The organism is Streptomyces sp. NPDC086519 (assembly GCF_040686075.1).
GTDB classification, from domain to species: domain Bacteria; phylum Actinomycetota; class Actinomycetes; order Streptomycetales; family Streptomycetaceae; genus Streptomyces; species Streptomyces shenzhenensis.
Genome location: NZ_JBFBJL010000114.1, coordinates 1 through 19,170, shown reverse-complemented (window position 1 = coordinate 19,170; position 19,170 = coordinate 1). Strand labels below are relative to the sequence as shown.

Annotated in this window: 18 protein-coding genes, 1 rRNA gene and 1 riboswitch; of the genes, 13 read left to right on the top strand and 6 right to left on the bottom strand. The window is 70.5% G+C overall.

Annotation, left to right across the window (positions count from 1 at the left end; translation table 11 throughout):
• From rrf to AB0P24_RS46085, 11 genes are all read left to right on the top strand, one after another.
• Positions 1-95: ribosomal RNA gene (gene rrf / locus AB0P24_RS46135) — 5S ribosomal RNA — on the top strand; the annotation flags it as partial.
• A gap of 112 nt (positions 96-207) precedes the next feature.
• On the top strand, positions 208-816 hold the full coding sequence (locus AB0P24_RS46130) for a CDP-alcohol phosphatidyltransferase family protein (protein ID WP_089105646.1): 609 nt from the start codon (positions 208-210) through the stop codon (positions 814-816).
• Between the two features lie 127 nt (positions 817-943).
• The gene (locus AB0P24_RS46125; protein ID WP_365805189.1) at positions 944-3,439 is read left to right on the top strand and encodes a mannose-1-phosphate guanyltransferase; all 2,496 of its coding nucleotides are present in this window, start codon (positions 944-946) and stop codon (positions 3,437-3,439) included.
• Between the two features lie 98 nt (positions 3,440-3,537).
• Entirely contained in the window at positions 3,538-4,458 is a 921-nt protein-coding gene (locus AB0P24_RS46120; protein ID WP_365805187.1) for a DUF881 domain-containing protein, read from the top strand.
• Positions 4,455-4,787, top strand: a complete 333-nt coding sequence (locus AB0P24_RS46115; protein WP_046727248.1) for a small basic family protein — start codon at positions 4,455-4,457, stop codon at positions 4,785-4,787. Before AB0P24_RS46120 ends, AB0P24_RS46115 begins: the two co-directional genes overlap by 4 nt.
• 5 nt (positions 4,788-4,792) lie before the next feature.
• Positions 4,793-5,629 carry a DUF881 domain-containing protein gene (locus AB0P24_RS46110; RefSeq protein ID WP_365805185.1) on the top strand — a complete coding sequence of 279 codons (837 nt, stop codon included), beginning with the start codon at positions 4,793-4,795 and terminating at the stop codon, positions 5,627-5,629.
• A 190-nt stretch (positions 5,630-5,819) separates the two neighbouring features.
• Entirely contained in the window at positions 5,820-6,650 is an 831-nt protein-coding gene (locus AB0P24_RS46105) for an FHA domain-containing protein (RefSeq protein ID WP_355714625.1), read from the top strand.
• Positions 6,651-6,694: 44 nt separating this feature from the next.
• Positions 6,695-7,432 (top strand): MerR family transcriptional regulator, encoded by a 738-nt coding sequence (locus AB0P24_RS46100; RefSeq protein ID WP_365805183.1) that lies wholly within the window; start codon positions 6,695-6,697, stop codon positions 7,430-7,432.
• 91 nt (positions 7,433-7,523) lie between these two features.
• Positions 7,524-7,997 (top strand): bifunctional nuclease family protein, encoded by a 474-nt coding sequence (locus AB0P24_RS46095; protein ID WP_026253112.1) that lies wholly within the window; start codon positions 7,524-7,526, stop codon positions 7,995-7,997.
• A 265-nt stretch (positions 7,998-8,262) separates the two neighbouring features.
• Complete coding sequence (locus AB0P24_RS46090; RefSeq protein ID WP_181803611.1) at positions 8,263-8,907, top strand: MerR family transcriptional regulator; 645 nt, start codon at positions 8,263-8,265, stop codon at positions 8,905-8,907.
• Between the two features lie 92 nt (positions 8,908-8,999).
• Complete coding sequence (locus AB0P24_RS46085) at positions 9,000-10,355, top strand: DNA polymerase IV (RefSeq protein WP_365805181.1); 1,356 nt, start codon at positions 9,000-9,002, stop codon at positions 10,353-10,355.
• Positions 10,356-10,656: 301 nt separating this feature from the next.
• Here the strand turns inward: AB0P24_RS46085 and AB0P24_RS46080 are convergent, their stop codons facing one another.
• The gene (locus tag AB0P24_RS46080; RefSeq protein ID WP_365805179.1) at positions 10,657-11,037 is read right to left on the bottom strand and encodes a PRC-barrel domain-containing protein; all 381 of its coding nucleotides are present in this window, start codon (positions 11,035-11,037) and stop codon (positions 10,657-10,659) included.
• A gap of 114 nt (positions 11,038-11,151) precedes the next feature.
• Positions 11,152-11,245, top strand: a riboswitch (glycine riboswitch).
• 178 nt (positions 11,246-11,423) lie between these two features.
• Between AB0P24_RS46080 and gcvP the strand changes: the two genes are divergently transcribed.
• The gene (gene gcvP / locus AB0P24_RS46075) at positions 11,424-14,309 is read left to right on the top strand and encodes an aminomethyl-transferring glycine dehydrogenase (protein WP_365805177.1); all 2,886 of its coding nucleotides are present in this window, start codon (positions 11,424-11,426) and stop codon (positions 14,307-14,309) included.
• A 77-nt stretch (positions 14,310-14,386) separates the two neighbouring features.
• Here gcvP and AB0P24_RS46070 read toward each other — a convergent pair whose 3' ends face one another.
• The 3 genes from AB0P24_RS46070 to modA are packed head-to-tail and all read right to left on the bottom strand — an operon-like array spanning position 14,387 to position 17,192.
• Positions 14,387-15,523 (bottom strand): ABC transporter ATP-binding protein, encoded by a 1,137-nt coding sequence (locus AB0P24_RS46070; RefSeq protein WP_365805175.1) that lies wholly within the window; start codon positions 15,521-15,523, stop codon positions 14,387-14,389.
• Entirely contained in the window at positions 15,520-16,368 is an 849-nt protein-coding gene (gene modB, locus AB0P24_RS46065) for a molybdate ABC transporter permease subunit (protein WP_365805173.1), read from the bottom strand. The genes AB0P24_RS46070 and modB overlap by 4 nt, the downstream gene beginning before the upstream one ends.
• The gene (gene modA, locus AB0P24_RS46060) at positions 16,365-17,192 is read right to left on the bottom strand and encodes a molybdate ABC transporter substrate-binding protein (protein ID WP_365805171.1); all 828 of its coding nucleotides are present in this window, start codon (positions 17,190-17,192) and stop codon (positions 16,365-16,367) included. Before modA ends, modB begins: the two co-directional genes overlap by 4 nt.
• Before the next feature lie 205 nt (positions 17,193-17,397).
• Here modA and AB0P24_RS46055 point away from each other — a divergent pair, with 205 nt between their 5' ends.
• Entirely contained in the window at positions 17,398-17,898 is a 501-nt protein-coding gene (locus AB0P24_RS46055) for a molybdopterin-dependent oxidoreductase (protein WP_365805169.1), read from the top strand.
• 104 nt (positions 17,899-18,002) lie between these two features.
• On the opposite strand, the gene AB0P24_RS46050 is transcribed toward AB0P24_RS46055, so the two are convergent.
• Positions 18,003-18,398, bottom strand: coding sequence for a molybdopterin-binding protein (locus tag AB0P24_RS46050; RefSeq protein WP_181809054.1), 396 nt, complete (start codon positions 18,396-18,398; stop codon positions 18,003-18,005).
• A 36-nt stretch (positions 18,399-18,434) separates the two neighbouring features.
• Positions 18,435-18,971 (bottom strand): hypothetical protein, encoded by a 537-nt coding sequence (locus AB0P24_RS46045; protein WP_365805167.1) that lies wholly within the window; start codon positions 18,969-18,971, stop codon positions 18,435-18,437.
• Positions 18,972-19,170: the final 199 nt, after the last annotated feature.

The following is a 19,170-nucleotide window of genomic DNA, read 5'->3' as shown; positions in this document are numbered from 1 at the left end:
AAACGCCCGGTTACATTCCGAACCCGGAAGCTAAGCCTTACAGCGCCGATGGTACTGCAGGGGGGACCCTGTGGGAGAGTAGGACGCCGCCGAACTCCCTTTAGAGCTCTGGCTCTTGGGCAACAAGCCCAAGAGCCAGAGCTTTTTTGCGTTGAGGTAGGGTCAGGGGGCAGAGTTGGCTCGTTTCCCACCACAGGAGGCTCCCGGGTGGAGGTCCAGGAGACCCGTGTCCAGACGGACCGGGTCCTCACCATCCCGAACATCCTCAGCATGGCCCGTCTCGTCGGCGTACCCGTCTTCCTGTGGTTGATCCTCAGGCCCGAGTTCGGCGGGCCCAAGAGCGACGGCTGGGCCCTGCTGGTACTCCTCTTCAGCGGCGTCAGCGACTACCTGGACGGCAAGCTCGCCCGGCGCTGGAACCAGATCAGCAGCCTCGGCCGGCTGCTGGACCCCGCCGCGGACCGGCTCTACGTGCTGTCGACGCTGGTCGGACTCACCTGGCGTGAGATTCTGCCGCTCTGGTTGACGGCCGTACTACTGCTGCGTGAGCTGGTCCTGCTGGTGATGGTGGGGATCCTCCGGCGGCACGGCTATCCGCCGCCGCAGGTGAACTTCCTGGGGAAGGCCGCGACGTTCAATCTGATGTACGCGTTCCCGCTCCTCCTGCTCAGTGACGGAAGCGGCTGGATCTCGTCACTCGCTGCTATTTTCGGATGGGCGTTCGCAGGGTGGGGTACAACCCTGTATTGGTGGGCAGGAGTGCTTTACGTGGTGCAGGTCCGTCGCCTGGTTCGTGCGGACGCCACAGCCGACTGAGCCTCGGCGATTGTCCGGACGTAGTGGCCCTCGATTGCTCTCGATGGCCCGCGGCGGAAAAGTGCGGGACAATCTTGACGGGTGAAGTCGGCGAGACCGTCATCTCTTAGAGGAGGACGCTTCCGACATGAAGGCCGTCGTGATGGCCGGTGGTGAAGGCACACGCCTTCGCCCCATGACCTCCAGCATGCCTAAGCCACTCCTTCCGGTCGTGAACCGACCGATCATGGAGCATGTGCTACGGCTGCTCAAAAGGCATGGGCTCACCGAGACCGTCGTCACTGTGCAGTTCCTGGCATCGCTGGTCAAGAACTACTTCGGGGACGGCGAGGAGCTCGGTATGGAGCTCACCTATGCCAATGAGGAGAAGCCACTCGGTACCGCCGGAAGCGTCAAGAACGCCGAAGACGCGTTGAAAGACGACGCTTTCCTTGTCATCTCCGGCGATGCGCTGACCGACTTCGACCTCACCGAGCTGATCAACTTCCACAAGGCAAAGGGCGCACTCGTCACGGTCTGCCTGACGCGTGTGCCCAATCCGCTGGAATTCGGCATCACCATCGTCGACGAGGACGGCCAGGTCGAGCGCTTCCTTGAGAAGCCGACCTGGGGGCAGGTCTTCTCCGACACGGTGAACACGGGCATCTACGTCATGGAGCCCGAGGTATTCGACTATGTCGAGGCCGACGTTCCCGTCGACTGGTCCGGCGACGTCTTCCCGCAGCTGATGAAGGAAGGCAAGCCGATCTACGGCTATGTCGCGGAAGGCTACTGGGAGGACGTCGGTACCCACGAGTCGTACGTGAAGGCGCAGGCCGACGTCCTGGAGGGCAAGGTCGACGTCGACATCGACGGCTTCGAGATATCCCCGGGCGTCTGGGTCGCCGAGGGTGCCGAGGTGCACGCGGACGCCGAGTTGCGTGGGCCGCTCTACATCGGCGACTACGCCAAGGTCGAGGCCGGCGCGGAAATCCGCGAGCACACCGTCGTCGGATCCAACGTCGTCGTGAAGAGCGGCGCCTTCCTGCACCGGGCCGTCGTCCACGACAACGTGTACATCGGGCAGCACTGCAACCTGCGGGGCTGTGTCATCGGGAAGAACACCGACATCATGCGGGCCGCGCGGATCGAGGACGGGGCGGTCATCGGCGACGAGTGCCTGATCGGTGAAGAATCGATCGTTCAGGGCAATGTCCGGGTCTATCCCTTCAAGACCATCGAGGCCGGCGCCTTCGTCAACACGTCGGTGATCTGGGAGTCCCGGGGCCAGGCTCATCTGTTCGGCGCCCGGGGCGTGTCCGGGATCCTGAACGTCGAGATCACGCCGGAACTGGCCGTACGGCTGGCCGGCGCGTATGCCACCACCCTGAAGAAGGGGTCCACCGTCACGACGGCTCGTGACCACTCCCGTGGTGCGCGTGCGCTCAAGCGGGCGGTGATCTCCGCGCTCCAGGCCAGTGCGATCGACGTACGCGACCTGGAGAACGTGCCGTTGCCGGTGGCGCGGCAGCAGACCGGGCGGGGCAGCGCCGGCGGGATCATGATCCGGACCTCGCCCGGGGTGCCGGACTCCGTCGACATCATGTTCTTCGACGGGCAGGGCGCCGACCTCTCCCAGGCCAGCCAGCGCAAGCTGGACCGGATCTTCGCGCGGCAGGAGTACCGGCGCGCGTTCCCCGGTGAGATCGGCGACCTGTACTTCCCGGCCAGCGTCTTCGACTCGTACACCGGGTCGCTGCTGCGGAATGTCGACACGACCGGGATCGCCGACTCGGGCCTCAAGGTCGTCGTGGACGCCTCCAACGGCAGCGCCGGGCTTGTGCTGCCCAGCCTGCTCGGCAAGCTCGGTGTGGACTCGCTGACCATCAACCCCGGTCTGAACGAGGCCAGGCCCACCGAGACGGCCGACCAGCGCCGGGCGGGGCTGGTGCGCCTCGGCGAGATCGTGGCGTCCTCAAGGGCCGCGTTCGGCGTGCGCTTCGACCCGGTCGGTGAGCGGCTGTCCCTGGTGGACGAGAAGGGCCGCATCATCGAGGACGACCGGGCCCTGCTGGTGATGCTCGACCTGATCGCCGCCGAGCGGCGCAGCGGCCGTGTGGCGCTTCCGGTCACCACGACCCGGATCGCCGAGCAGGTGGCCGCGTACCACGGCACCCAGGTCGAGTGGACGACCACCTCTCCGGACGACCTCACCCGCGTGGGGCGTGAGGAAGGCACCATCTTCGGCGGTGACGGCAAGGGCGGATTCATCGTTCCGGAGTTCAGCAGTGTCTACGACGGTACGGCCGCGTTCGTACGCCTGATCGGTCTGGTGGCGCGGACGCAGCTCACGCTCAGCCAGATCGACGCCCGGATCCCGAAGGCGCATGTCCTGAAGCGGGACCTGGCCACCCCGTGGGCTGTCAAGGGGCTGGTCATGCGGCGTGTCGTCGAGGCGGCCGGTGATCGTTTCGTCGACACGACCGACGGGGTGCGGGTCGTCGAGACCGACGGGCGCTGGGTGATGGTGCTGCCCGACCCGGCCGAGGCGGTCACCCATCTGTGGGCCGAGGGGCCCGACGACGCCTCCGCGCAGGCGCTGTTGGACGAGTGGTCGGCGATCGTGGACAGCGCCGGACGGTAAAACCGCTGCACGCGTGCGTGCCGGACACGTGTCCCCATGGGGGGCCGGTCCGGCACGCCGGTGGGGCCGTTCGGAGGTACTGGTCGCGACGTGCGACGATGTGCGGCATGCCGCAGCAACCCCCCGTTCGGAGCAGCGTCTCCCGGCCGTCGCGCCCGGATGCCTCCATGTCGTTGATCACGAACGTCATGGATCACAGCCTCGACGACGGGTATGCCGAGGCGGCCGCGCGGAAGCGGGCTCAGGGGCAGGGCGGCGGCATGCCGAAGACCCTCAGGGCCAGGCTGGGCCTCGCGGGCGGCCTGGTGCTGGCGGCCCTCGTGGTGACCGTGGGAGCGGCACAGGCGCGCGTGACGGCGCCCGTGGTGGCCAAGGAGCGCCAGGAGCTGATCGACAGGATCGACCGGGAGACGGCGGCCGCGGACAAGCTGGAGACCAATGTCGACAAGCTGCGGGACGACGTCAGCGCCCGCCAGCGTGCCGCGCTGAAGGACAGCGGCGGCAGCGGGCAGGCGGACCTGGTCGACGTGCTGTCGGGCGCCACGGCGGTGCACGGCCCCGGCGTGAAGCTGGTGGTGAACGACGCCAAGGAGGCCTCCGCGGGCGGTGACGCCGGCAATCCCCGGGAGACCTCCGGGTTCTCCGACACCGGCCGGGTGCGGGACCATGACATGCAGCGCGTCGTGAACGGGCTGTGGGCCTCGGGCGCCGAGGCGATCTCGATCAACGGGCAGCGGCTGACCGCCCTGTCCGCGATCAGGGCCGCGGGGGACGCGATACTGGTGGACAACAGGCCGCTGGTACCGCCGTACACGGTGCTGGCGGTGGGCGACGGGGAGAGGCTCGGCTCCAGGTTCCAGGACAGCCCCGACGGGTTGTACCTGCATGCCCTGGAGGAGAACTTCGACATCCGGGCGACGATCTCCACGGAGAGTGACGTCCGGTTGCCCGCCGCGCCGAGCGTGATCGTACGTACGGCACAGCCGTACACCGAGAAGACTGAGAAGGGCACATCGTGATCGCCGTACTTGGCCTCGTCGTGGGCGTCGTGGCCGGACTGTTGGTCCGGCCTGAGGTCCCGGCGGTCGTCGAGCCGTATCTGCCGATCGCCGTCGTCGCGGCGCTCGACGCCGTCTTCGGTGGTCTGCGGGCCATGCTGGACGGGATCTTCGACGACAAGGTGTTCGTGGTGTCGTTCCTGTCCAACGTGGTGGTGGCCGCGCTGATCGTCTTCCTCGGCGACAAGTTGGGGGTGGGCTCGCAGCTGTCCACGGGGGTCGTGGTGGTCCTCGGTATCCGTATCTTCTCCAACGCCGCGGCGATCCGGCGGCACGTCTTCAGGGCGTGAGCGGCATGAGCGAGCACGGCAAGGAGCCGGAGCACCGGCTGCGCAGAGAACTCCCGGCCGAGGTGCCCGTCACGGCGCCGAAGGGCGAGTCCGCCGGCGAGCCGAAGCCGGAGGCCGGGCTGACCGGTCGGCAGAGGCTGGTACAGGGGCTGTGGCCACCGCGGGTGAGCAGGGCTCAACTGATCGTCGCCGTGCTGCTGTTCGGGCTCGGGTTCGGGCTCGCCGTGCAGGTGGCGTCGAACAGCGACAGCGACAGCGCGCTGCGCGGGGCCCGGCAGGAGGATCTTGTCCGCATCCTCGATGAACTGGACGACCGTACGCAGCGTCTTGAGGACGAGAAGACAGGACTCGAAAAGCAGCGTCAGGAGTTGCAGAGCAGCTCCGACCAGGCGGCGGAGGCCCGTAAGCAGACGGCCGAGAAGGAGAGGCAACTCGGCATTCTCGCGGGCACCGTGGCGGCACAGGGTCCTGGCATCACGATGACGGTCGACGACCCGAAGGGGACGGTGCAGGCGGACATGCTGCTCGACGCGATCCAGGAGCTGCGCGCGGCCGGCGCGGAGGCGATCCAGGTCAACGGGGTACGGGTGATCGCCGGTACCTACCTCACCGACTCCGGTAAGAGTGTGAGCGTCGACGGGAACAAGATCACCCAGCCCTACGTTTTCAGGGTGATCGGCAAGCCGCAGGACCTCGAACCGGCTCTCAACATCCCCGGAGGCGTGGTGCAGACCCTCGAAAAGGAACAGGCGACTGTGACGGTCGAGCGGTCCACCAAGATCGTCGTGGACGCCTTGCGACCGGCGAAGCAGCCTGACTACGCTCGGTCGTCCTCGCAGTGAACCGCCGGTGCATGGGGGACGTCCGGCAAGGGCATGAGGTTGCGGGGGGTCGGCGCACCGGGGAACCGGTGCGTGGTGGAAACTGTCTGGTGGATACGGACGTTGTGTGGTTGTCCGGGTCGGCCGGTTTATTCAGTCAGGGTTCGTCCTGCCCCACGGGCGGGTCTGTTTCGGTCAAGGGGAATCGCCCGTGAAGTTGTTTGCGAAGTTGTTCGGCAAGAGCGCGCGAGAGGGTAGCGACAACGCGACCGCTCGCCATCGGGCACAGCCCGACGCGGAGGGCCAGCGCCCGCTGTTCCGGGACCAGGTGGCTGGTCCGGGGGGTGACATTTCCGGAGGTCAGGGCGCGCCGTCAGTTGACCCGTCCCAGTCCGGCGGCATAGGTTTCGGGCAACCGTCAACCTCAGGTGCGGGTGGAGGGTTCGCCTCCGGCCCGTACGCGTCCAACGCCCCGGCGGGGCAGCCGCGGCAGGAGGATCCGTCCATGTCGGCCCTGGTTTGTACGAGGTGCGGTAACCGCAACGCGGAGAACGCCCGCTTCTGCTCCAATTGTGGAGCCCCGCTGCGTGCGGGTGCGGTCCCCGAGCGTGCGTCGGAGACGACGTCCACGATCTCGATCTCCGGTCTGGAGGCCTACGACGCCGAGGTCACCGGTCAGACCCAGATGCCGTCGCTCTCGCCCGAGGCGCAGGCGGCGGTCGACGCGCTGCCGCTCGGCTCCGCGCTGCTGGTCGTGCGCCGTGGCCCGAACTCGGGCAGCCGCTTCCTGCTGGACAGCGATCTGACCACGGCCGGCCGCCACCCGCAGAGCGACATCTTCCTGGACGACGTGACGGTCTCGCGCCGGCATGTGGAGTTCCGCCGCCAGCCGGACGGCTCGTTCACGGTGGCCGACGTCGGCAGCCTCAACGGCACGTACGTCAACCGGGAGCGCATCGACCAGGTCGCTCTGTCGAACGGCGACGAGGTCCAGATCGGCAAGTACCGGCTGGTCTTCTACGCGAGCCGGCAGGGCATCTGACCGCGCGCCGGACCTCGTCCGGGGGACCCCAGGGAAGAAGGTCCATGCTGCACACACCGAGCGGCGGTGCCGGTCACGGCGCCGCCGCCACGGAACCCGGGCTGATGAGCATCGGCACGGTGCTGAACGTGCTGCGCGACGAGTTCCCCGAAGTCACCGTCTCCAAGATCCGCTTCCTGGAGTCGGAAGGGCTCATCGAGCCGCGCCGCACCCCTTCCGGCTACCGGAAGTTCAGCGCCGGGGACGTGGAGCGCCTCGGACACGTCCTGCGGATGCAGCGGGACCACTATCTGCCGCTCAAGGTCATCCGGGAGTACCTGGAGGCCATGGAGCGCGGCGAGGCGGTCCAGCTGCCCGTGCTGGGGCGGCAGCGGGACGGCGAGGCCGTGCCGACGGCCGCCGAGGCCCCGGCGGTCGCCCGGATCGGCCGGCACGAGCTGCTCGCGGCCGCCGGCATCGACGAGGACCGCCTCGCGGAGTGGGAGTCGTACGGGCTGATCGCTCCGCTGGAGGACGGCGTGTACGACGCCGAGACGGTCACCGTGGCCTCGCTCGTGACCGAGCTGGGGCGGTTCGGGATCGAGCCGCGCCATCTGCGGGTGATGAAGGCCGCCGTCGACCGCGAGGCCGGCCTGGTGGACCAGGTGGTGGCCCCGCTCAAGCGCCATCGCAATCCGCAGACCAGGGCCCATGCGGAGGCCCGTACGAAGGAGCTGGCGGCGCTCACGGTGAAGCTGCACGCCGCGCTGGTGCAGACCGCCCTCGGGGTGCGGCTGCCGTGAGCGGCACGACAGGGCCCGGGGGGAGGCCGGATCGGGCCCGCGTTCCGGGCCCGACTACCCAAACGTCCCGGGCACGGCCTAGGGTTGCTGTGTGAACGAGCTCGATGTCGTAGGTGTCCGGGTGGAAATGCCCTCCAACCAACCGATCGTGCTCCTGCGCGAAGTGGGAGGCGACCGTTACCTCCCCATCTGGATCGGGCCGGGGGAGGCGACGGCGATCGCGTTCGCCCAGCAGGGCATGGCGCCCGCCAGGCCGCTGACCCACGACCTGTTCAAGGACGTGCTGGAGGCCGTCGGCCAGGAGCTCACCGAAGTGCGCATCACGGATCTGCGTGAAGGCGTCTTCTACGCGGAGCTGGTCTTCGCCAGCGGGGTCGAGGTGAGCGCCCGTCCGTCCGACGCCATAGCGCTGGCGCTGCGCACCGGAACGCCGATCTACGGCAGTGACACGGTGCTGGACGACGCGGGCATCGCGATCCCGGACGAGCAGGAGGACGAGGTGGAGAAGTTCCGCGAGTTCCTCGACCAGATCTCGCCCGAGGACTTCGGCACCAGCAGCCAGTAGCGAACCGAACGGCGCGTCATCTGCCGGAGGGTCGGCGACGGGCCGGTGGGCGGCTGTCACAGCCGAAACTCATGGGTAATTGCCAGCGGCCACTGAGAGCGTCCTACGGCTCCCCGCCAGAGCATTCGGCTAGCCTTTCCCCGCGGTGGGGCACGGGAAACCACTCCTAGGGTGATTATCACTCGGCGTGCCGAGTGTGGCGATCGTTGACGCACCCCTGGTGACTGCCTACCGTCGAGAAGGCAGGTCAAGGACGGAGGTCGGCGTGAGAAGCAGCGGCGACGGTATGGCTGGGGGTGCCCCCGGACGCGGTTTCGGGGAGAGCGGTCCGTCCCCGCTTCACAGCAGCACCGCCGGTCACGCCCCACAGCGGCCGACCGCGGTGCCGAGCGGCGGAGGGGCGGCGTCGATGGCGACCGAGGAGATCGGCTACCGCGGGCCCACGGCCTGTGCGGCGGCCGGCATCACCTACCGGCAGCTCGACTACTGGGCCCGCACCGGCCTGGTCGAGCCCAGCGTGCGGCCTGCCTACGGGTCGGGCACCCAGCGGCTGTACAGCTTCCGGGACGTCGTCGTCCTGAAGATCGTCAAGCGGTTCCTGGACACCGGGGTCTCCCTCCAGAACATCCGCACCGCCGTCCAGCACCTGCGGGAACGCGGTTTCCGTGACCTGGAGCGGATGACCCTCATGAGCGACGGCGCCACGGTCTACGAGTGCACCTCACCGGACGAGGTCCACGCCCTGCTCCAGGGCGGTCAGGGCATCTTCGGGATCGCGGTCGGCGTGGTCTGGCGCGACGTGGAAAGCGCGCTCTCCCAGCTGCACGGCGAGCGCGTCGACACCGGGGAGACCCTGGTGGGACACAACCCCGCCGACGAACTGGCCAGACGGCGCAACCGGGCGGTCTGAAGTCCTCGCCCGAAGCCCCTTGGGCTTCTACTGATGCCCCGGCACGGGTCCGTGCCGGGGCATTGTCAGTGGCGTGGTGCAGCATCGGAGATGTGAGAAACGCGCCCACGATCCTGCATCTCGACATGGACGCCTTCTTCGCCTCGGTGGAGCAGGCGTCCAAGCCGAGCCTGCGCGGGAAGGCCGTGGTCGTGGGCGGGCTCGGACCGCGCGGTGTGGTGGCCACCGCGTCGTACGAGGCCCGGGTGTTCGGGGTGCACTCCGCGATGCCGATGGCGCAGGCGCGGCGGCTGGCGCCGAACGCCGCGTATCTGGTGCCGCGCTTCGGACTGTACCGGTCGATCAGCGAGCAGGTGATGGCGCTGCTGCGGGGGCTCTCGCCGCTGGTGGAGCCACTCAGCCTGGACGAGGCGTTCGTGGACCTGGAGGCCGCTGAGGCGGCCTGGGACGCGACATCGGCGCGGCTGGTGGGGGAGAGGCTGCGCACGGACATACGGACCGTGACGGGGCTCTCCGGGTCCGTCGGGCTCGCCGCCTCCAAGATGCTCGCGAAGATCGCCTCCGAGCAGGCCAAGCCGGACGGGCTGGTGCTGATCGAGCCGGGCACCGAGCGGGCGATGCTGGGGCCGATGCCGGTGCGGATTCTGCCGGGGGTGGGGCCGGCGACGGGAGACCATCTGCGGCGGGCCGGGATCACCACGGTCGACGAGATCGCCGAGGCAGGGGAGGACGAGCTGGTCCGGCTGCTCGGCAAGGCCCACGGCCACGCCCTGTACGCCATGGCGCTCGCGCACGACGAGCGGCCCGTGGTCGCCGAGCGGGAGACCAAGTCGGTGTCGGTCGAGGACACCTACGACGTGGACATCCACGACCGGATGCGCGTGGGTCTTGAGGTGCAGCGGCTGGCCGACCGGTGTGTGCGGCGGCTGCGGGGGGCCGGGCTGTCGGGGCGGACCATCGTGCTGAAGGTACGGCGGTACGACTTCTCGACGCTGACCCGGTCGGAGACGCTCAGGGGCCCGACCGACGACCCGGCGGTGGTGCGGGAGGCGGCCGGGCGGCTGCTGGACTCGGTGGACACGACGGGTGGTGTGCGACTGCTGGGGGTGGGCGTGTCGGGGCTGGCCGACTACACGCAGGAGGACCTGTTCGCGCAGGCGGCGGCCGGGGAGGGGGCGGCGGAGTTTGCGGCGGAGGAGGACGTGGCGGAGCCGGTCGCCGAGCGGGAGGCGGCCGCCGAGCGGCGGTGGCCTGCGGGGCACGATGTGCGGCATGCCGAGTACGGGCACGGGTGGGTGCAGGGGAGCGGGCTGGGGCGGGTGACGGTGCGGTTCGAGACGCCGGGGTCTGTGGGGCCGGGGAGGGTGCGGACGTTTCGGGTCGATGACCCTGAGCTGGAGCCGGCGGAGCCGTTGCCGTTGGTTCCGGTTGACGGGGTGGGTGCGTGACCGGGGTGTGGGCCGGGGGCGGGGGGTTTCACTCGCCCGCGTTGGCGGGGTGCCGCTGCGCCCACCCGTGCCGCCCCAGCGGCACGACTGCCCGCAGTTGGGGTTGGCGGGGTGCCGCTGCGCTGATCCGTGCCGCCCGAGCGGCACGACTGCCCGCAGTTGGGAAGCTGACGCGACTGTAGCGCCCCGTCAGGGGCGCTCGGGGTGCCCCCGGCCGAAGGCTGGGGGAGGAACTGCGCGACCGGCCCACACCGGCCGCGGCCGAAACGCGAGCGAACCCGGCGTCGGTCTCACGTCGGTCTCATGCCCCCGCGTCCTCCGTCCCCGCCAGCTTCCCGAAGTCGTGGTCCGGGTGGGCGTGGGGCGGGGGAGTCGTGTCGAGGCCGTAGTGGTGGTAGAGCTGGAGTTCCTGTTCCGGGGAGAGGTGGCGGCCCACGCCGAAGTCGGGGGCGTCTTTGATCAGGGCGCGGTCGAAGGGGACGTGGAGGGTGCCCTCGACCAGCTCGCTGGGCTCCAGGGGCACGAAGGCGTCCCGGGAGAACAGGCCGGTGCGTATGGCCGCCCACTCCGGCACGCCCGTCGCGTCGTCGAGGTACACCTCGTCGATCGTGCCGATCTTCGTGCCGTTGCGGTCGAACGCCTTGCGGCCGATCAGGTTGCGCGGATCGATGTCGGTCTGCACGGGCCCTCCACTTGGTCGCAACTCATCCGTAAGCACTACAAAAGAGCACATTCAAGGAGGCGGCCACTCGAAGGCTCCGGCGTTGCCCTCGCTGGTAGGCTGGCAAGCGGCTGCTGACCCCGTGCGGGAGAGTCCTCCGGGCAACCGGAGGCGCCGAAGGAGCAACTCCTCCCCGGAATCTCTCAGGCTCACGTACCGCACGGACGAGGTCACTCTGGAAAGCAGGGCGGATGTCGACGGTGTCCGCTCTCACCGACGGTGAAAGCTGGTAGTCCGCAAGGGCGCACCGGTGAAGCTCTCAGGTTGAGATGACAGAGGGGGAGGCCGTCGGGGTGCCCGTGCCGGGGTACCCCTCAAAGGTCGCGTCAGACCAGGAGGCCTCCGCAATGACCGCCCAGCGTATTCCGCTCTCCGCGCTTGAGCAGGGTATTCCCTTCGAGCAGCGCCATATCGGCCCCGACCACGAGGCCCGGGCCAAGATGCTCGCCCAGGTCGGGTACGGCTCGCTCGACGACCTGACCGCGGCCGCCGTGCCGGACGTGATCAAGAACGCCGACCGGCTGGAGCTGCCCGGCGCCCGGACCGAGGCCGAGGTGCTGGCCGAGCTGCGGTCGCTGGCCGACCGGAACCAGGTGCTCGACTCGATGATCGGGCTGGGCTACTACGGGACCTTCACGCCGCCCGTCATCCTGCGCAACGTCATGGAGAACCCTGCCTGGTACACGGCCTACACGCCGTACCAGCCGGAGATCTCCCAGGGCCGTCTGGAAGCCCTGCTGAACTTCCAGACCATGGTCGCCGACCTCACCGGGCTGCCCACCTCCGGTGCCTCGCTGCTCGACGAGGGCACGGCCGCCGCCGAGGCCATGGCCCTGTCGCTGCGCATGGGCAAGAACAAGAAGGGCGTCTTCGTCGTCGACGCGGACGCGCTGCCGCAGACCATCGCCGTGATCCAGACCCGGGCCGAGCCGTCGGGCGTGGAGGTCGTGGTCGCCGACCTCGCGGACGGCATCCCGGCGGACCTCGCCGCGCGGGAGATCAACGGGGTGCTCGTCCAGTACCCCGGCGCCTCCGGTGCCGTACGCGACATCAAGGCCGTCGTCGAGCAGGCGCACGAGGCCGGCGCGCTCGTCACCGTCGCCGCCGATTTGCTGGCGCTGACCCTGCTGACCTCACCGGGCGAGCTGGGGGCCGACATCGCCGTCGGCACCACCCAGCGGTTCGGTGTGCCGATGGGCTTCGGCGGGCCGCACGCCGGTTACATGGCGGTCCGCGAGAAGTTCGCGCGCAGCCTGCCCGGGCGGCTCGTGGGCGTCTCCGTGGACGCCGACGGGAACAAGGCGTACCGGCTGGCGCTGCAGACCCGCGAGCAGCACATCCGGCGGGAGAAGGCCACCAGCAACATCTGCACCGCGCAGGTGCTGCTCGCCGTGATGGCCGGCATGTACGCCGTCTACCACGGCCCCGACGGGCTCAAGGCCATCGCCCAGCGCACGCACCGGTACGCCACGATCCTCGCCGCGGGCCTCAAGGCCGGCGGGGTCGAGATCGTGCACGGCGCCTACTTCGACACGCTCACCGCCCGCGTGCCCGGCAAGGCCGCAGAGATCGTCGCCGCCGCCCGCCGCAGCGGCGTCAACCTGCGGCTCGTCGACGCCGACCACGTCTCCATGGCCTGCGACGAGACCACCACCCGCGCCCAGCTGGGTGCCGTCTGGACGGCCTTCGGCGTCGAGGGAGACGTCGAGGCGCTGGACGCGGTCACCGAGGACACGCTGCCCGAGGCACTGCTGCGCACCGACGGCTACCTGACCCACCCCGTCTTCCGGCAGCACCGCTCCGAGACCGCGATGCTGCGGTACCTGCGCAGGCTCGCCGACCGGGACTACGCGCTGGACCGCGGCATGATCCCGCTGGGCTCCTGCACCATGAAGCTCAACGCGACCACCGAGATGGAGCCGGTCACCTGGCCCGAGTTCGGGCAGCTGCACCCGTTCGCGCCCGCCGAGCAGGCCCAGGGGTACCTGACCCTCATCCGGGAGCTGGAGGAGCGCCTCGCGGAGGTCACCGGGTACGACAAGGTGTCGCTGCAGCCCAACGCCGGGTCCCAGGGCGAGCTCGCCGGGCTGCTCGCCGTACGCGCCTACCACCGCGCAGGCGGCGACGAGCAGCGGACCGTGTGCCTGATCCCGTCCTCCGCGCACGGCACCAACGCCGCCAGCGCCGTGATGGCCGGGATGAAGGTCGTCGTCGTGAAGACCGCCGAGGACGGCGAGATCGACGTCGCGGACCTGCGGGCGAAGATCGAGCAGTACCGCGACGAGCTCGCGGTACTGATGATCACCTATCCGTCCACGCACGGGGTGTTCGAGGAGCACGTCGCCGAGATCTGCGCGCAGGTGCACGAGGCCGGCGGTCAGGTGTATGTGGACGGGGCCAACCTGAACGCCCTGGTCGGGGTCGCCAAGCCGGGGCACTTCGGCGGGGACGTCTCCCACCTCAACCTGCACAAGACCTTCTGCATCCCGCACGGCGGCGGTGGTCCGGGGGTCGGCCCGGTGGCCGTACGGGCCCACCTGGCGCCGTACCTGCCGAACCACCCGCTGCAGCCCGCCGCCGGGCCGCAGACCGGTGTCGGGCCGATCTCGGCCGCGCCGTGGGGGTCCGCGGGGATCCTGCCGATCTCGTGGGCGTACGTCCGGCTCATGGGCGGCGAAGGACTGAAGCGGGCCACGCAGGTGGCCGTGCTCAGCGCCAACTACGTCGCCAAGCGGCTGGAGCCGCACTACCCCGTGCTCTACACCGGGCCCGGCGGGCTCGTCGCGCACGAGTGCATCATCGACCTGCGGCCGCTGACCAAGGCGACCGGAGTGAGCGTCGACGACGTCGCCAAGCGGCTCATCGACTACGGCTTCCACGCGCCGACGATGTCCTTCCCGGTGGCCGGCACGCTGATGATCGAGCCGACCGAGTCCGAGGACCTCGGCGAGCTGGACCGGTTCTGCGAGGCGATGATCGCCATTCGGGCGGAGATCGACAAGGTCGGGGCGGGGGACTGGCCCGCCGACGACAACCCGCTGCGTGGCGCTCCGCACACCGCGGGCGCGCTGGGCGGCGAGTGGCAGCACGCGTACAGCCGGGAGGAGGCCGTCTTCCCCGGCGGGGTGTCCGCCGCCGACAAGTACTGGCCGCCGGTGCGCCGCATCGACCAGGCCTTCGGCGACCGGAACCTGGTGTGCTCGTGCCCGCCGCTGGACGCGTACGAGGACTGACGTCCAGGGACGCCCAAGGACGCCGAGGACCGCGCACGGTTCGGCACAGGCCCCGCTTCGGCGGGGCCTGTGCCGTTCTACGCCGGGTAGGCGTGCGTCTGGGTCGCCTTCACCGTCGCCCAGACCGGGGCCCCCGGGTGCAGGTCCAGTTCGGCGGCGGCGACCGTGGTGAGGTCGGCGGCGAGGGCGAGCTCGCCGGTCAGATCGGCGCGGATCTGGTCACCGTGGGTCTCCAGGCCCGCCACCTCGCAGCGCCAGAGGTTGCGGGCGCTGGCGCCGGTGGGACGGTCCCGGAAGAGGGTGACGGCGCTCGGCGGGAACGCGACGAAGACGTCACCGGTGAGGTCCTCGGTGGTGGTGATCGCGGGGCCCGTGGCCAGCTCGACGGTGTGGCCGTCGGCGCGGCCTCGGTAGAGGTTGAGGCCGACCAGGTGGGCGATGTAGTCGGTGCGCGGATGGCGGGCGATGTCGGCGGGCGTGCCCTCCTGGACGACCCGGCCGTCTTCGATGACGGTCAGGCGGTCGGCCAGCACCATGGCGTCCAGCGGGTCGTGCGTGACCAGTACGGCCACCGCCTCGAACTCGGCCAGGTGGCGGCGGAGCTGGGAACGTACGTCGAGGCGGGTGCGGGCGTCGAGGGCGGCGAGGGGTTCGTCCAGGAGCAGCAGGCGGGGGCGGGTGGCCAGGGCGCGGGCCAGCGCGACGCGCTGGGCCTGGCCGCCGGAGAGCCGGCGGGGTTTGACGCCGGCGTGCTCGGCGAGCCCCATGCGGTCCAGCCAGGCGGCGGCCTCGGTGCGCGCCTCGGTCCTTGTGGCGCCTTGGCAGCGGGGGCCGAAGGCGACGTTGTCGAGGGCCGTGAGGTGGGGGAAGAGGAGGTAGTCCTGGAAGACGACGCCCACCGGGCGGGACTCGGGGGGCGTACGGTCCAACTCCGTGCCGTCCAGGCGGAGATGGCCGGCGGTGAGGGGGGTGAGGCCGGCCAGGGCGCGCAGGGCGGTGGTTTTTCCGGCGCCGTTGGGGCCGAGGAGGGCGACGACCTCGCCGGGGGCGGCGGTGAGGGTGATGTCCAGGCGGAAGGCGGGGCGGGTGACGACGAGGTGCGCGTGGAGGCCGGTGGTGTCCGGCCGCGGGTGGGTGCGGGGTGGCTGCGTGCCGTCCGCTGCCGTGGGGTGTGCGTTGGTCATCGGGGTGTTCGTCCGGCGGGTCGTCCTCATGATGCCGTCATCCAACGGTCGCGCAGCGCCGCGAGTACGGCGATCGACACCGCCAGCAGGACCAGGCTGAGCGCGATCGCCGCGTCGGGGTCGTTCTGCAGGGCGAGGTAGACGGCGAGGGGCATGGTCTGGGTGCGGCCGGGGAAGTTGCCGGCGAAGGTGATCGTCGCTCCGAACTCGCCGAGGGCGCGGGCCCAGGCCAGGACCGCGCCGGCCGCGATGCCGGGCGCGATGAGGGGGAGCGTGACCCGGCGGAACGCCGTGAAGCGGGAGGCGCCCAGGGTGGTGGCCGCCTCCTCGTAGCGGGGGTCGGCGGCGCGGAGCGTGCCCTCGACGCTGATCACCAGGAAAGGCATGGCCACGAAGGACTCGGCGACCACCACGCCCGCCGTGGTGAACGGGAGGGTGATGCCGAACCAGGCGTCCAGCCACTGGCCGACCACCCCGTTGCGGCCGAGGGCGAGGAGGAGGGCCACACCGCCCACCACCGGGGGCAGGACGAGGGGGAGGGTGACGAGAGCCCGTACGACACCCCGGCCGGGGAACTTCGTGCGAGCCAGCAGCCAGGCCAGGGGGACGCCCAGGACCAGGCTCACGCCCGTCGCCGCCGTCGCGCTGACCAGGGAGAGCTGGAGGGCCTGCCACACCTGCGTGCTGGTCAGCAGGGACGGGAGGCTGTTCCAGGGCGCCCGCACCAGCAGGGCGACCAGCGGCAGGAGCAGGAAGGCCAGGGCTGCCGCTCCGGGGAGGAGGAGCGGTAGCGGTACGGCCGGCCGAAACCGCCGGCGCCGGGGGCCGCCCGTGAGGGTGCCCGCCGCGGCGCCGGACTCGTCGGTCTTCGTCACGGCTTGAGGAACCCTGCGGCGTTCAGGACCTGCTGGCCCTCGGCGGACCGCACCAGGGCGATGAACGCCTTGGCCACCGTGGGGTTCGGGGCGTTCTTGAGAAGGGCGATCGGGTAGTCGTTGATCGCGTCGGCGGACTCGGGGAACTCCACACCCTCCACCTTGCCGCCGGCCGCCCGCACGTCGGTCCGGTAGACGACCGCCGCGTCGGCCTCCTTCAGCACCACCTTGTTGAGCGCGGACTTCACGTCCGCCTCGTAGGAGACCGGGGTGAGCTTGAGCTTGCCGGCGTCCAGGGCCTTCTGCGCGGCGGCACCGCACGGCACCGTCCTGTCGCAGAGCACGACCTTCAGCGACGACTTGGTGAGGTCCTTCAGGGAGGAGATCTTGTCGGGGTTGCCCGGCAGGGTGGCGATCTCCAGCTGGTTGCGGACGAAGGTGGCCGGCGTCGTCGCGGTGTCCTTCTTGTCCGTCACTATCGCCATGGTCTTGGGGCTCGCGGCGGCGAAGACGTCGGCCGGGGCACCGCTGGTGATCTGCGCGGCGAGGGTGTCACTGCCGCCGAAGCTGAAGTTGACCTCGGTGCCCGGGTGGGCCTTCTCGAAGTCCGACTTCAGGGTCGTGAAGCTCTCCTGGAGCGAGGCCGCCGCGAACACGGTGATCGAGCCCGACAGCTTGGGTGTCGCCGCCGACGACGTGTCCGACTTCGTCGTCGCCGAGGAGTCGTCGGCGGAGGAGGAACAGGCGCTCAGGGCCAGCAGGGCCGCGACCGAGGCACCGGCCACCTGGAGCGTCCGCCGGGTCCGGCGCACGGAACGGGTCATCACGAGTGAACTCCTCCGATGTCATGAGAAAACTGTCGCGCCCTGCTGCGACCTGGGTACCAGCCGCCTGGCGATGATACTGCCGCATTTGCCAGCCGTAAGTCTTCTGTCGCATCGCATGAGCCGCATACTTGCGGCCTGAATCTGGCATGTGCGTTTGTACGGTGACGTGCCGTGGGTACCGTCATCCGGGAGGTGGCCGCTCATGACGCTCGCCGAACTCGTCCTCACCGGAGACCTGGCACGACCGGCCCGGCTGACCGTGCCCGACCTCCTGCGCTGGCCCCAGCACCGGGTGCGGGTCAGCTTCGAGTGCGCCACCAGCGGAATCCAGCGCCACGGCTTCACCGGCCCACGGCTGTACGACGTCCTCGCCGACGCCGGACCCGGATTCGACCCCGGCCGGCGCAAGGACCGGCTCCGCTTCCTCATCGCGGTCACGGGTGGCGACGGGCACCATGCGCTGCTCTCCTGGGCCGAGATCGACCCCGATTTCGCCCACGCCCCCGTTCTGCTCGGTGTCAGCATCGACGGCACCCCGCTGGACCGGCCGGGCCCGCAGCTGGTGCTTCCGCAGGACCGCTGCGGGGCCCGGCACATCAGCGGCATCACGGAGATACGGGTGGACGGGGAGTACGGCGCCCGGCCTCCGGCGCCCGCCACACCCGGTCGCGTGTCAGCGACAGCTCCGTGGACCGCTTCGTGAACCGCACGCCCGCCGTGTCCCGCAGCGCGCTGCCCGGAACGCTGCGGCCGTCCTGGCCTGCGAGCTGTGCGGGTGTGCGGGTGAGCGGGTGAGCGGGTGAGCGGTCAGACGCGGTCGATGTGCACGTTCGTGGACTTCACCCTGGCGGTGGCCTCCATGCCGACCTCCAGGCCGAGTTCCTCGACCGCCTCCCGGGTCAGGAGGGAGACCAGCCGGTGCGGGCCGGCCTGGATCTCGACCTGGGCGGCGACATCGCCCAGCTTGATCGCGGTGACGATGCCGGGGAAGGCGTTGCGGACCGAGGTGTAGGAGGCGTCCTCCTCGCCGCTGCCGGCCTTGGCCAGTTCGACGGAGAACGCGGCGAGGTCCGCGCCGTCGATGAGCCGCCGGCCGCCCTCGTCACGATGGGTGGCCATCCGGCCCGCGTCGGCCCAGCGGCGGGCGGTGTCCGGGCTGACGCCGAGCAGCCGTGCCGCCTGGCCGATCGTGTAGGACTGCATGCGGGTCACGATAGGCCCAGCCGGCGGGGCAGGCGGTCAGGGGGTGGACGGTCTGATGAGGCCGGACGCGGCGAGGACCGCGCGCGCGTTCGTGTCGTCTATCTCATGGCCGAGCCGCGTCAGCACCTCGGTGCCCCGGCGCAGGGTGCCGCGCTCCACGGAGCGGCGCACACCGGTGTCCAGCTCGTGCCAGAGCAGGGGGTTGGCATGCAGGACGCCCGGGTCGAACTCCAGGCGGCTGCCCCGCGTGTCACGCAGGACCAGGTGCGCGGAGACGTCCCCGTACCGGCCGACGTAGACGAGGGAGTCGGTGCGCACCGTACGGCGGCGGAGCGGGCCGCGTACCGCCAGCCAGCCGGGGCCCGCGGTGACCCGGGCGGGCAGCAGCATGGTGAGGACGGCGGCCGACAGGGTGACCCAGAGCAGGACGCGGGCCGGGGTGAGGGTGCCGGCGTCCCAGTCCACCAGGAGCGTCAGCCCGCCGAAGCCGAGGGCACAGCCGACGGCCAGGAGCGCGCTGCCGCGCCAGGTGCGGTCACCGGCCGCCCGGCCCCTGCGTCTTCTGTCCGTCATGAGGCCGACGCTAGGGGCCGGTGGCCGCTCCGGAGTCGGCGCTGACAGGGTTCTTATGCGGACCGAGCGGTTCTTGACGGGATTCTTACGCCCGGCGTCCCGCCCTCAGCCGGTGTGGACGCGCGGCCGCCGGGCGCGGTCCGGCTCGGCCTCGCGGAGCACCTCGCGGGTGACCGGTGCGACCTCGCCCTGGCCGAAG

Bases quoted from the DNA above. Each gene is read 5' to 3' on its own strand.
- AB0P24_RS46125 (WP_365805189.1), top strand. From the start codon at position 944: ATGAAGGCCGTCGTGATGGCCGGTGGTGAAGGCACACGCCTTCGCCCC.
- AB0P24_RS46120 (WP_365805187.1), top strand. From the start codon at position 3,538: ATGTGCGGCATGCCGCAGCAACCCCCCGTTCGGAGCAGCGTCTCCCGG.
- AB0P24_RS46110 (WP_365805185.1), top strand. From the start codon at position 4,793: ATGAGCGAGCACGGCAAGGAGCCGGAGCACCGGCTGCGCAGAGAACTC.
- AB0P24_RS46100 (WP_365805183.1), top strand. From the start codon at position 6,695: ATGCTGCACACACCGAGCGGCGGTGCCGGTCACGGCGCCGCCGCCACG.
- gcvP (WP_365805177.1), top strand. From the start codon at position 11,424: ATGACCGCCCAGCGTATTCCGCTCTCCGCGCTTGAGCAGGGTATTCCC.
- AB0P24_RS46070 (WP_365805175.1), bottom strand. From the start codon at position 15,523: ATGAGGACGACCCGCCGGACGAACACCCCGATGACCAACGCACACCCC.
- modA (WP_365805171.1), bottom strand. From the start codon at position 17,192: ATGACCCGTTCCGTGCGCCGGACCCGGCGGACGCTCCAGGTGGCCGGT.
- AB0P24_RS46055 (WP_365805169.1), top strand. From the start codon at position 17,398: ATGACGCTCGCCGAACTCGTCCTCACCGGAGACCTGGCACGACCGGCC.
- AB0P24_RS46050 (WP_181809054.1), bottom strand. From the start codon at position 18,398: ATGCAGTCCTACACGATCGGCCAGGCGGCACGGCTGCTCGGCGTCAGC.
- AB0P24_RS46045 (WP_365805167.1), bottom strand. From the start codon at position 18,971: ATGACGGACAGAAGACGCAGGGGCCGGGCGGCCGGTGACCGCACCTGG.